We start from the raw sequence: 12441 nt of genomic DNA, 5'->3' as shown, positions 1-12441 counted from the left end.
CTTATGTACAATTATTTTCTTAGTCTGTCTATATTTCATCTAAATATTGTAAGCTTGTGAAAGATCTTCATAATTCTAATCAAATATCTATTATTTCATCCTTCTCCATAATAAAATCACTCTTTAAAAATAAGTATTAAAACTACCATAGTAATAAAATCCAAAATCCCGATAAAAGATAATACTATGCTGAGAATTTTTGAAGTATCGTTTTTTACCCTATAAAGCATAAAACTTGTTGAGAAAATAACTATAAGAGATATAACTAAGATTTGTATCATATAAATTCCTCCACTTCTATACTTTCTATTATGATTATTTAACAGAATAATATCAAATTATAAATTCTTCAATCCATGTATTTTAATTAATTATTGTAGATATATATTAAAATATGGCTTTATTTTAATATAGTGCTGATAATGAACTATATATTATTGCTAACAAACCATTTCGCAATAATATGTAGTTCTAAAATTAGCAACCATTTAAAACAGAACCTAAAATATTATATATTAATATAGTTTTGACAATAGTTTACCTTTATATGGTATCATATTGATATAATGCAGGCTACAGGGGGGATTAAATTGAATTTTAATGGAATTTTTATTGGACTTGCTGCTTTTGTTATTATTGGGGTTTTTCATCCTATAGTAATTAAAGGAGAATACTACTTCGGTAAGAAAATATGGCCTATATTTTTACTTCTTGGAATTATTTTTATAGCTATATCTTTATATATTGATGAAACCACATTGTCATCCATATTAGGTGTAACGGGGTTCTCATGCCTTTGGAGTATCCATGAAATTATAGAGCAGGAGGAACGAGTAAAGAGAGGATGGTTTCCTAAGAATACAAATAAAAAATAATAGTTATCATTAAATAAGTGCAATATTAAAAATTAATACTCTATAGTAAATGGATTTTATCCAAATTATAATATTGTAAAATAATTTCTTGATACAATTTATTAATAATTTCATAAATAAATATTAAGTTTACGTACTTTTTCACATATTTTTAGGTACTTTTATGTCTTTTCATTATTTTCCCAATTAGAGGAACCCCATATTAGTAACAAATTGTGAGTGTTATAATCATTCAGAAAAATCTCTAAAAGGCATATAATGATAATATATTAAGTGTTTTAAAAATATAAGAGGTGAAATCATGAAATTGGAAAATAAAATGTTAAAGTTGTCAGTGTACGGAGCATTGTTTTTTGCTCTACTAGGTATTGCATGGGGCTGAACTATAGGTTCGGAGATGATTCTGTTTGATGGAATGTACTCTTTTATCAGTTTGCTTTTATCAGCTATGTCTTTATATATTAGTAACTATATTAATAGAAAAGATAATGAAGAAAAATTCCCTTTTGGTAAACATATATTAGAGCCAATGGTGGTAGCCTTTAAATCTCTTGTTATAGCTATCATATGCATATATTCTCTAATAGGAGCAATAGGAAATGTTATTGCTGGCGGAAACGATGTTCAATATGGAGTAGCACTTATATATGCCGTTATCTCAACTGTAGGTAGTGGAGTTGTTTACTTCCATATTAAAAGAAAAGGAAAGAGCCTTTCTTCAGAATTATTAAAGGCTGAGAGTACTCAATGGCTTATGGATACAGTATTAAGTGCTGCGGTATTAGTTGGGTTTATAACAGTAGCTATACTTAGTAACACTAACTTTAATCATATGAACAAATATATAGATCCACTAATGGTTATAATATCTTCTACAGCATTCCTAATACTTCCAATTAAAACCTTTATAAGTAGTTTTAAAGAAGTTCTATGTGTGAAAGCTGATGATACTATTAATGAAGATATCAGTATTTTAGTTAAAGAGATAGAAAAAGAATATAACTTCGAGGACTCTATAACAAGGGTCTCAAAGGTTGGAAGAGCTTTAAGGATAGAAATTGATTTTATTTATAATGATGAAACAGATTTACATGATTTAGATCAAATGGATTATTTAAGAGAAAAACTATCTAAAGAAATGAATCACCTTAAATACAATAAATGGTTAAATGTGTCCTTTACTGGTGATAGAAAATGGGCACTATAGAATAAATAATATTAGAGCTGTAGGTAATTTTATCTACAGCTCTAATATTATTTAATTTACAACATTATAAATTGAATAAAGGAATATGCTAACTTTAATCCATAGAAAATTATTATACTTCCACATATTATATTTATCCATTTTATTGCATTATTAATTTTATCATAAAATTTATTAGAAAGTATTGATACTATAGTTGTTAATGTAGCAAACCATGTGAATGATGCTAAACATACACCTATGATAAAATATTTAGCCATATCTGCTGGTAATGAAGTTCGAATTCCTCCTAACAATAATGATCCATCAATTATAGCTTGTGGATTTAGCCATGTAACAGCAAAACAAGTACCAATAATCCCAAGTATGCTCTTATCTTCCCCTTTAGTATCTTGTACCTTGGAGCTAGCTCTAATTAATCCAATTCCTATGTAAATCACAGCAGCACTTCCTAAAAATAATATTGCACCTTTTAATATAGGAAACTTATCAACCAATAGTCCTATACCCAAAAAACATGATATAGCAAGTGAAATATCAAACAAAATTGTAATTAATGCAACCTGATAAGCTTTTAATTTACTTTTTCCTGTAGCTGCATTTATGACATATAAATTTTGATTTCCTATGGGTGCCACATAGGCAAAACCTAATAGTAATCCTTGAAATAAATACTTAAACATAAAAATCCCCCATTCCCTATCATTGAATCTACTAACCTCATTATAATAAAATTTATTCATCATTTCCCCATCCAACCATTGAAATTCTCCCCATCCAAATCTATAATTATGTGGAGAAGTACATATGTTATTTTCATTAGGAGGAAAAGCTATGATAAATTCAACAAGTGAGATTATAAATATAGATTGGAAACCAAACAAATTCAGTAAGATTCCTATTTACAGGCAAATTGTTGACTATATAAGTAATAAGATTTTCGAAGGACACTGGGGTGTTGGTCGTAAGCTTCCTTCTCAACGTGAACTTGCAAAATTATTTAATGTAAATAGAAGTACAGTAGCTGAAGCTTTAAATGAATTGACCTCTCTAGGTATAATAGAAGGTAATCATGGACAAGGCACAACAATAATAAATAATACTTGGTCACAATTTATGTCAACTCCCCCACCAAATTGGCAAAGTTATATAGATTCTGGAATACATATTGCTAACTTCCCCACCATCCAAAAGATAAATAAACTACAATATGTTAAAGATATTATTCGCTTAAGTACTGGAGAGATGGCCCCAGATTTATTTCCTCACGATATGATGAAAAAAGTTCTACAAAAGGTGCCTGACAGAGCCTATTCTCTTAATTATCTAGGTCCTTTGGGACTTTTTGAACTAAGACAAACTTTGAGTAAGTATCTTACTAAGTATGGTATCGACGTTCCACCTTCTTGTATATTGATAGTTTCTGGATCACTTCAAGCTTTGCAACTTATGTCTATGTGTATGCTTCCGGCTGGTTCAACAGTTTTTGTCGAATCTCCATCTTATTTAAAATCATTGCATGTATTTCAATCTATGGGAATAAACCTTAAGGGTCTTCCTATGGACAAGTATGGCGTAGTACCTTGGATGAATGATAAAAAAGACTACCCCATAGATAAATCTCTTTTATATACTATACCAACTTTTCACAACCCTACAGGTATTGTTATGAGTAAAGAGAGACGTATTGACGTCTTAGATTGGAGCAAAAAGAATAGAGTACCTATAATAGAAGATGATGCTTATATGGAATTATGGATAGATGAAACTCCTCCTCTGCCATTAAAAGCCTGTGATAAAAATGGCTCAGTTATATATATGGGAACTATATCAAAAACTTTAGCACCAGGGTTTCGATTAGGATGGCTAGTAGGTCCTGAGTCTGTAGTTGAGCGTCTAGGAGATGTGAAAATGCAAATGGATTATGGTGCAAGTTCAATTTCTCAATGGACTCTTTTAGAATGGATATCTAGTGGGCTATACGAAGAACATCTAAATACATTTAGATACAATCTAAAAAACAGAAGAGATTTAACCTTACAAATCTTAAAGGATTATTATAGTGATATTGCCACTTGGAGTATTCCCAAAGGTGGATATTATATTTGGTTAAAATTAAATAAAAATATCTCTATTGATAAATTATTTAATTTAGCTGCAAGAGAAAAACTATTAATACATCCTGGAAACATCTATGACTTTTCCAAAAATCAATGTATTCGTATATCTTATTCCTATGCTTCTCATGAAGATTTGGTAACAGGATTGAAAAAACTCTCAGAATTGATTAATAAGATTTAAAAACAAGTGATTAAAGAATGATAACTATAGTCTGCAGAGAAGTACGCCGTAAGCGTAGAGAATTAAGTTTGCCAGGGAATAGCTTCGATAGAGAAGTACTCACTTTGTTCACTAGTGAACACTTCCCTACAAAGCTATTCCCTGCAACCTACCATTGCCATTATCTAAAAATCTACTTTAAATGTTCTTCAAACCAATTAGTTATCTCTGTAAGTCTTCTTATTCTATGCTTTGGTTTACCACTTCTACTAAGTTCATGGTTTTCTCCTCTAAACATACAAAGTCTAGCTTCTATTCCATGATATTTTAGCGCAGTAAACATCTGTAATCCTTCTGCAAGCCAACATCTATAATCCTCTTCTGAGTGTATAAATAGTGTTGGAGTTTTAACTCTATCAGCATATTTTAGTGGAGAATGGAACCATAGTTTCTCTACATCTCCCCAAGGAGTAGCTGTATTTTGATCGTCTACAAAATAATAGCCTATATCAGTGGTACAAAACTTGGAAATCCAATTTGAAATACTTCTCTGTGAAGCTGCTGCTTTAAATCTATCAGTATGACCTATTATCCAATTGGTCATAAAGCCTCCATAGGACCCTCCAGTTAACCCTATATTAGAAGAATCAATATTTGTATATTTCTTTAAAACTTCATCAGTGAATCTCATAATATCATCGTAGTCTATGGTACCATATTTTCCTCTAATGTCTGCAAAAGCCCTTCCATGACCATCACTTCCCCTAGGATTGCAGAAGAATACAAAGTATCCCTTACTAGCCCAGAATTGCATTTCATGATAGAATACCTCTCCATAAATAGTTTTAGGACCCCCATGTATATCTAGTATCGCTGGATATTTTTTATTCTCATCAAAATCAACGGGTTTAAGCACCCAACCTTCAATATCTATTCCTGGAATTGTTTCAAAAATAAGTTTTTTAGGTTTTGATATCTTAAATTCTTCTTGTATCCATTGATTAAAACACGTCATCTGCTCTTCTCTTCCATCATGTAATTTGTATAATTCTTGAAGCTTCTGTTCCCTTAAAGCCACAAGAATAATGTTCCCATCTTTTACATCATAACAATCTACAAAGCCTTTCTGACAACTTATTCTTTCTATATTTCCATTTATGTCTATTCTGTTTATATAAGAGCTATCAATTTCTGTAGTGATGAAATATATATACTCTCCATCTCTTACCATTGATTTTCCGCCACCATACCTACAATCTGATCCTACAGAATTCCAAACACTTTTATCAAAATCACCAGTTAATAGAATCTTTTTCTTAGTAGCTATGTCTATTAAGTAAAATTTACCATCTTCATTTATTCCATATTCCTTCATATCACTTCCAATAGTAATTAATGTACTATCATCTATAAAATTGATATATCCATAAGAAAAAACCTCTCCTTCATTTAAATTAGTTAAATTATTATCATTAATATCATAAATATAAAGAATATCATTTAAAGGAGCCTTGTCCTTATATGAACTTGCAGTAAATACCACTTTATCTTTATAAGAATTAAGATTTATTATTCCTACTGAAGTATATTCTTCTGTTATAGGGGTTACCTCTCCTGTGCTTACCGTATATTTGTATAAACCAACTCTCTTTTTATTTATAAAGCCTTCACCATTGCTCCAGAAAGGAATTTCGTCTAATATCTCATAATCCTTTTCTTCTTTTCTTATCTCTAACTCCTTAACTTTTTCCTCTTTTGAAAGCTTTGATATATCCTTTTTTCCTACTTGATGAAGAGCTGTAAACAAAAAAACATTCTCATTTATTTCAAACATAGAAACCACAACTTTAGGAATCTTAAATGCTTTAATTGCTTCTCCGCCATGTATATTTATTTTATAAAATTGAGTAAACTCTGTTCCTTCTTCAAGAGCCTTCTTATCCTTGTTATCTCTAGTTGCTGGAAACATTATAGTTTCATTATCTTGAAGCCATATATATTTACTTTCCTTATTAAAAGAAGTAAGTTGATGATATTTATCACTATTTGCGTTATAAATCCACAAATTAGAATTGTAGCTGTTGTCCTCAACATTACATTCCGAAACTATAAAGCATCCATTGTCTCCCTTAGGTGAAAAAGTAAAGGATGAAAGAAACTTATACTTTATAAAGTCATCAAGTTGAATATTTCTCATATCTTATTCCCCCCTATTAAGGCATGCAGAAAATACTAATCATTATACTGGTGTATTCTTGAATATGCCTAAGTCTTAATATTTAGAAAATTTATAATATAATTATATACCCACCATACATTTAATTCTACTTTACTTTCATTGTTATGATTAATTATTTTAATATAGTATTAATAATAAACTACATAGTATTACTCTCAATGCATTTAATATAGAGATAACTTTTAAGGCTTTAGCTCTTTAAATATATAAATTATCCATACTATATCTAAATTTTTTTCAATATATTAAAATTTTAGTTGACATATAAATTAACTCATGATAATATTATTAAAAAGTTATTGAGATTGATATATTTACCAATAAAACAATGTAATATAGAATCAACAACGATGATAAAGAAAAGTTCTATTTATTGTTTAATTACAGAGAACAGGGGTAGCTGAGAACCTGATTAAGCCGATAGTAATAAATCACTTTTGAGTTGTATAGCTGAACATTAGTAAGCTATAACGTGTGGTTGCGTTAAAAAACCAGGGTTTCTTAGAACCTAGAGAGGCTAGTATCGTGAGGTATTAGTAAATTAGAGTGGTACAGTGTTTAAGCACCTCTATATGTATTTGTAATACGTATAGAGGTTTTTTTATATCAATAATTAATGTTTAAGTTTATAGAAATTATAGTAAAACTCATTGAATTTATATAAAGTTATGAAAAATTTATTTTCTAAATTTAAAATTCATACTCAGAAATTCATAGTTGTAACTATATAAAATTAAATTAAATTTTTAGTTGACAGCGAAAAAAACTCATGATATTATTATGAACAAGTTATTAAAAATTACCATAAATGTATATAAAAACAATTTAATATAGGATTAACAACGATGATAAAGAAAAGTTCTATTTATTGTTTAATTACAGAGAACAGGGGTAGCTGAGAACCTGATTAAGCCGATAGTAATAAATCACTTTTGAGTTGTATAGCTGAACATTAGTAAGCTATAACGTGTAGTTGCGTTAAAAAACTAGGGTTTGTTAGAACCTAGAAAGGCTAGTATCGTGAGATGTTGGTGAATTAGAGTGGTACAGTGCTAAAGCACCTCTATATGTATTTATAATACATATAGAGATTTTTTTATATATCTTATTAATTAAATGAAAATACAAATTTAAATTTTAAGGAGATGGAAAAAATGAGAAAAAAATTATCAGTATTTTTAGCAACATTATTTGTAACAGGAGTATTTGTAGGTTGTGGAAATAGCTCAGGTACATCAGTAAATTCAAATTCCATAAAAGTAGGTTTAAACTATGAATTATCTGGACAAGTTGCAACCTATGGTCAAGGTCTTATTGGCGGAATAGAACTTGCTCTTGAAGAAATAAATAAAAACGGTGGAGTCCTTGGTAAACAACTAGAAGCCGTTAAAGTTGATAATAAATCAGAAAATGCTGAAGCAGCTAACCTATCCACAAAGCTAGCAACTAAAGATAAGGTAGTAGCAATATTAGGACCAGCTACCTCTGGTAATACAAAAGCTGCTGCTACTGCCGCTGTTGCCAATAAGGTTCCATTAATATCAGCCTCTGCTACCGCAGATGATACTACTTTGGATAAAAACGGTAATGTATTAGATTATGTTTTTAAAACTTGTTTTAGTGATTCCTTCCAAGGAGTTATTATGGCAGAATTTGCTGCTGGTGATCTTAGTAAGAAAAACGCTGCAGTACTTATAGATACAGGTAGTGATTATAGTAAGGGATTATCTAAAAACTTTAAAGAAACCTTCACTTCAAAGGGCAGAACTATCGTAACAGAAGAGGCCTATGCAGCTAAACAAACTGACTTTAAAGCAGTCTTAACTAAAATAAAAGCTTCTAATCCTGATGTGTTATATGTTCCAGGTTACTATGAAGAAGCCGGATTAATTATAAAACAAGCTAGAGACCTAGGTCTTAATGTGCCAATCCTTGGTGGTGATGGATTTGACTCACCAAAACTTGCAGATTTAGCAGGAGTCACTGCCTTAAAGGATGTGTTCTATACAAATCACTATTCTTCAAAGGATGACACTCCATCGGTTGTTAAATTTAAAGAGGCTTTCAAAGCTAAATACAATAAAGAGCCGGATGCCTTTAATGCCTTAGGTTATGACTTAGCTTACTTCTTAGCAGATTCACTAACAAGAGCTGGTGAAGACAATCCTGAAAAGTTAAAAAATGCTCTTGCCTCAACTGAAGATTTTGAGGGTGTTACTGGAAGCTTTTCTATGGATGATAAACATACTCCACTTAAAACAATAACTATACTTGAAATGAAAGATGGACAACCAACCTTCTTAAAGAAATTGGCCCCTCAAAAATAATAATTTAACTACATTATATAAAAGGATGTGAAGAATTTGGAACAACTTATTCAACAATTAATAAATGGATTATCTCTTGGAAGTATTTATGCATTAATTGCCTTAGGATATACCATGGTTTATGGAATCATAAATCTTATTAATTTTGCTCATGGTGATGTATATATGTTAGGAGCATTTATAGGTTTTGCGCTAATAACTTTCTTTAAACTTAGCTTTTTACCAGCTCTAGTAGTTTCTATGATAGCATGTGCCTTAATTGGAGTATTAATTGAAAGAGTCGCTTATAAGCCTATTAGAAAATCTTCAAGAATAGCAGCTTTAATAACAGCTATAAGCGTATCCTTATTCATAGAATATGGAACAATGTATTTTGTTAAGCCTGAATCCAGAGCTTTTCCTCAAGTACTTCCTAATAAAAACATAGAGCTTTTTAATGGAAATATATTTTTAAATACTACTGAAATATGGATTGTTCTTACAACTGTAGTTTTAATGATAATACTTCAATATATTATACATAGAACCAAGATGGGAAAAGCTATGAGAGCCGTTGCTATGGATAGAGAAGCTGCAACTTATATGGGAATTAGTATAAATAAAACCATATCCTTTACCTTTGCCATAGGTTCGGCCTTAGCTGGGGCTGCTGGAGTATTAGTTGGTGTGTATTATAACTCTATAAATCCTCTTATGGGAGTTATTCCTGGACTTAAAGCCTTTGTAGCCGCAGTAATTGGTGGAATTGGAGTTATTCCTGGTGCAATGTTTGGTGGATATTTTCTAGGTATGACTGAAACTGTGGTTAGTGCCTATGGTGGCTCACTATATAAGGATGCTGTTGCTTTTGCAATTTTAATATTAATTCTTTTAATAAAACCTAATGGCTTTTTAGGTAAAAGCTCTAAAGAGAAAGTATAGGAGGGATAATATGAGCATATTTAATAAAAAAAATATAACTTGGACAGTAATCATAATTTTCGTATATGTTCTTGGGCAAATATTTACAGCAACTCAAATTATTGATGCCTATACTTTTATGAATATTGCACCACTAGCTATAAATATAATTCTTGCCGTAAGCCTTAATCTTATTACTGGATTTACTGGACAGTTTTCACTAGGACATGCAGCTTTTATGGCAATTGGAGCTTATGCCTCAGCTATAATGACTTCAAATTTTGGTATGCCTTTTGGAGTTGGAATTTTATCTGGTGCTATCTGTGCAGCACTAGCTGGAATTTTAATTGGTATCCCAACTTTGAGATTAAAGGGTGATTATCTTGCTATAGCTACCTTGGGTTTTGGAGAAATCGTAAAGACCCTATTACTTAACACTGAATATGTAGGTGGTGCTAGCGGATTTAATTATATACCTCTCTACACCAATTGGTCATGGCTGTTTTTTATGGTTGTAGCTACCATAATTATAATAAATAACTTTATTAATTCTAAAAGTGGTAGAGCCTGTATTTCTGTCCGTGAAGATGAAATTGCTGCAGAAGCTATGGGGATCAATACAACTTTTTATAAGGTTTTGTCTTTTTCTTTAGGTGCATTTTTTGCTGGAATTGCTGGAGCATTATATTCTGGTTATCTAAGTTTTATAACACCAGATGCCTTTGGATTTATGAAATCCATAGATATACTGGTTATTGTAGTATTTGGTGGCATGGGAAGCATAACTGGTTCCATTGTTGGAGCTATTGCCCTTTCTATTATTTCAATATCACTACAAAGCATACCTGAATTAAGAATGGTAATCTATTCATTAATACTATTCTTAATAATGGTTTATCGCCCTCAAGGTATAATGGGCAATTATGAATTTAAATTATTTAAGAAAGGAGTGGGTAAAAATGTCCGCATTAAAAGTTAATAACTTATGTAGATATTTTGGAGGAGTTAAGGCATTAAATGGAGTAAATATGGATATAAAACATGGCGAAATCGTAGGTCTTATTGGCCCAAATGGTGCTGGTAAAACCACTCTTTTTAATTTACTTACTGGAATATATAATCCCTCTGAAGGAGGAATTTACTATAAATTTAATAAAGAAATCTCTATAAAAAATATGAAGCCCTTTGACATTGCCAGTGCAGGTGTGTCACGAACCTTTCAAAATATAAGATTATTTGGCAATATGACTGTGGGTGAAAATGTAAAAATAGGCTTTCATAAGAATGTGAAATATAACCTTTTATCCTCTCTATTTAGAACTCCTTCTTATTATAAGGAGGAAATCAAATCAGATAATACTGTTGATGAATTACTAGAAGTATTCAATCTTTTAGATAAAAAAGATGAACTAGCTAAAAATCTCCCCTATGGAGAGCAGCGAAGATTAGAAATAGCTAGAGCATTAGCTTCAAAGCCAAAATTTATACTACTAGATGAGCCTGCTGCTGGAATGAATCCTAATGAAACCAATGAGTTAACAGAACTTATTAAATGGATAAAAGAAAAATTTGATATAACCATTATACTTATTGAGCATGATATGTCTCTTGTAATGACTGTATGTAATAAAATTTATGTTCTTGATCATGGTGAAATGATTGCAAATGGAACTCCTGAAGAAATAAAAAATAATCCTGTAGTTATAAAAGCTTATCTTGGAGGTGAAGAAGAATAATGCTAGAACTAATTAATATAAATGTACACTATGGTGCAATTCATGCACTTCAAGGAATAAATCTGAAGGTAAATCGCGGAGAAATTGTTACCTTAATTGGTGCCAACGGGGCAGGTAAATCAACTACCCTTAAAACTATTTCTGGTACCTTAACTCCCACTAGTGGTGAGGTATTGTTAGAAGGTAAAAATATAAGCAAGGTAGCTGCTCATGAATTAATTTCTCTTGGAATTGCTCATGTACCAGAAGGCAGAAGAATTTTTAAAAACATGTCTGTTATGGAAAATCTTGAAATGGGTGCATACTCAAGGAAGGATACGTCTGAAGTTAAAAAGGATTATGAAAAAATATTTAATACCTTTCCTATAATTTCAGAGCGAAGAAATCAAATGGCAGGAACCTTATCTGGAGGAGAGCAGCAAATGCTGGCTATGGGCCGTGCCCTAATGTCCAGGCCTGAGCTTTTACTTCTAGATGAACCTTCTATGGGGCTTGCCCCTCTAATAGTTAAACAAATCTTTTCTATTATAAAGGAAATAAACAAAGCAGGTACTACTATTTTGCTTATTGAACAAAATGCCACCATGGCACTTAAGATTGCTCATAGAGCTTATGTAATACAACATGGAGTGATAGAATTAGATGGAAGTGCTGAAGAACTTCTTAATGATGATAGTATAAAAAGTGCTTATCTTGGAGCATAGCTATATATCATGTTTATTTACAATTCATTAAAGAATAGTTTAAAATACTGTTTGATTTGAGCTATGGATATTTACCTATCCATAGCTTTGTTTGATTTTTCATAATATTTAAACTAACCCTTTGTTAATTATTTATTTTTTAAAACACTATATCCAACAGTAAAATAAACATA

11 protein-coding genes and 2 other annotated features are annotated in these 12441 nt (G+C 30.8%); of the genes, 8 read left to right on the top strand and 3 right to left on the bottom strand.

The window, feature by feature from the left end:
• Positions 1 to 116 precede the first annotated feature (116 nt).
• Complete coding sequence (locus ACI48Q_RS01175) at positions 117 to 281, bottom strand: hypothetical protein (RefSeq protein ID WP_474917214.1); 165 nt, start codon at positions 279 to 281, stop codon at positions 117 to 119.
• Positions 282 to 590: 309 nt separating this feature from the next.
• On the opposite strand from ACI48Q_RS01175, the gene ACI48Q_RS01170 reads away from it, so the two are divergent.
• Together ACI48Q_RS01170 and ACI48Q_RS01165 are read left to right on the top strand one after the other, a co-directional pair.
• Positions 591 to 875: a DUF4491 family protein gene (locus tag ACI48Q_RS01170; RefSeq protein ID WP_474917213.1), complete on the top strand. Its 285-nt coding sequence runs from the start codon at positions 591 to 593 to the stop codon at positions 873 to 875.
• Between the two features lie 397 nt (positions 876 to 1272).
• The gene (locus tag ACI48Q_RS01165; protein WP_474917212.1) at positions 1273 to 2082 is read left to right on the top strand and encodes a cation diffusion facilitator family transporter; all 810 of its coding nucleotides are present in this window, start codon (positions 1273 to 1275) and stop codon (positions 2080 to 2082) included.
• Between the two features lie 56 nt (positions 2083 to 2138).
• On the opposite strand, the gene ACI48Q_RS01160 is transcribed toward ACI48Q_RS01165, so the two are convergent.
• Positions 2139 to 2765, bottom strand: a complete 627-nt coding sequence (locus ACI48Q_RS01160) for a LysE/ArgO family amino acid transporter (protein ID WP_474917211.1) — start codon at positions 2763 to 2765, stop codon at positions 2139 to 2141.
• 151 nt (positions 2766 to 2916) lie between these two features.
• On the opposite strand from ACI48Q_RS01160, the gene ACI48Q_RS01155 reads away from it, so the two are divergent.
• Entirely contained in the window at positions 2917 to 4383 is a 1467-nt protein-coding gene (locus ACI48Q_RS01155; protein ID WP_474917210.1) for an aminotransferase-like domain-containing protein, read from the top strand.
• A 172-nt stretch (positions 4384 to 4555) separates the two neighbouring features.
• Here ACI48Q_RS01155 and ACI48Q_RS01150 read toward each other — a convergent pair whose 3' ends face one another.
• The gene (locus tag ACI48Q_RS01150; RefSeq protein ID WP_474917209.1) at positions 4556 to 6559 is read right to left on the bottom strand and encodes a S9 family peptidase; all 2004 of its coding nucleotides are present in this window, start codon (positions 6557 to 6559) and stop codon (positions 4556 to 4558) included.
• A gap of 383 nt (positions 6560 to 6942) precedes the next feature.
• Positions 6943 to 7174 (top strand) — a binding site (T-box leader).
• A 263-nt stretch (positions 7175 to 7437) separates the two neighbouring features.
• Positions 7438 to 7669, top strand: a binding site (T-box leader).
• An 86-nt stretch (positions 7670 to 7755) separates the two neighbouring features.
• Here ACI48Q_RS01150 and ACI48Q_RS01145 point away from each other — a divergent pair.
• Genes ACI48Q_RS01145 through ACI48Q_RS01125 form a run of 5 tightly spaced genes read left to right on the top strand, consistent with a single transcriptional unit; the run spans position 7756 to position 12268 of the window.
• Entirely contained in the window at positions 7756 to 8928 is a 1173-nt protein-coding gene (locus tag ACI48Q_RS01145) for an ABC transporter substrate-binding protein (RefSeq protein ID WP_474917208.1), read from the top strand.
• Between the two features lie 36 nt (positions 8929 to 8964).
• On the top strand, positions 8965 to 9849 hold the full coding sequence (locus ACI48Q_RS01140) for a branched-chain amino acid ABC transporter permease (protein ID WP_474917207.1): 885 nt from the start codon (positions 8965 to 8967) through the stop codon (positions 9847 to 9849).
• A 10-nt stretch (positions 9850 to 9859) separates the two neighbouring features.
• Positions 9860 to 10807, top strand: a complete 948-nt coding sequence (locus ACI48Q_RS01135) for a branched-chain amino acid ABC transporter permease (RefSeq protein ID WP_474917206.1) — start codon at positions 9860 to 9862, stop codon at positions 10805 to 10807.
• Positions 10788 to 11564, top strand: a complete 777-nt coding sequence (locus ACI48Q_RS01130) for an ABC transporter ATP-binding protein (protein ID WP_474917205.1) — start codon at positions 10788 to 10790, stop codon at positions 11562 to 11564. The genes ACI48Q_RS01135 and ACI48Q_RS01130 overlap by 20 nt, the downstream gene beginning before the upstream one ends.
• Positions 11564 to 12268 carry an ABC transporter ATP-binding protein gene (locus ACI48Q_RS01125; RefSeq protein WP_474917204.1) on the top strand — a complete coding sequence of 235 codons (705 nt, stop codon included), beginning with the start codon at positions 11564 to 11566 and terminating at the stop codon, positions 12266 to 12268. The genes ACI48Q_RS01130 and ACI48Q_RS01125 overlap by 1 nt, the downstream gene beginning before the upstream one ends.
• The last annotated feature ends 173 nt before the right edge of the window (positions 12269 to 12441 follow it).

The sequence above is a fragment of the Clostridium sp. LXY-7 genome, assembly GCF_056172015.1.
Note: the sequence above shows the minus strand (reverse complement) of the source record. Positions and strands in the feature narration are given on the sequence as shown.